Below are 526 nucleotides of genomic sequence, written 5' to 3' on the forward strand. Positions count from 1 at the left end.
TAATCCAGTTTGACGTTCAACTTCGTCAATGGTGGTAATAAAGTTGGCTAACTCAGAGCTTGAAACATCACGATGCGGGACAATGAACGCAATGGCTTCATCAAAGCTTGGATCAAGAATGACTTTGTAAAATGCGCTCGGGATCACCACGCCATTACCGATTGTTCCTTCGTTACCTTGGTAAATCGGTCCAGTCACCACATAAAGCTCATTGTACTCATTGGCGAGATCACGAACATGTTCCTCTAGAACGCGCCAACCAACGCGGTTAAACCCCGGCAGTTGAGGCGACATGTTGCTCATCAAAAAGCTTTGCTTCATTGACTCTTGGGTGAAATCCATTGTCGCTGACGGCGCAAGGTGCCCTCTGTCGTACCCTGAGCCTTTGTAGTCCGATAGGGTAGAGCGCGCGTAATCCGGCATTTCAGTGTCTTCTTGGAAGGCGTTACTGCGTTTGTTGGTGATGTTCACGCTTTCCGCGGTAATGTGGTAAGCAACCCAGTCTGCGTTTTTGGTGTTGTAGTTG

Annotated in this window: 1 protein-coding gene; it reads right to left on the reverse strand. The window is 48.3% G+C overall.

Annotated features, from left to right (window positions below):
• On the reverse strand, nt 1–526 hold a 526-nt coding region (locus R7093_RS27850; protein ID WP_318147361.1), incomplete at both ends, for a DNA/RNA non-specific endonuclease.

The sequence above is a fragment of the Vibrio sp. 1580 genome, assembly GCF_033340055.1.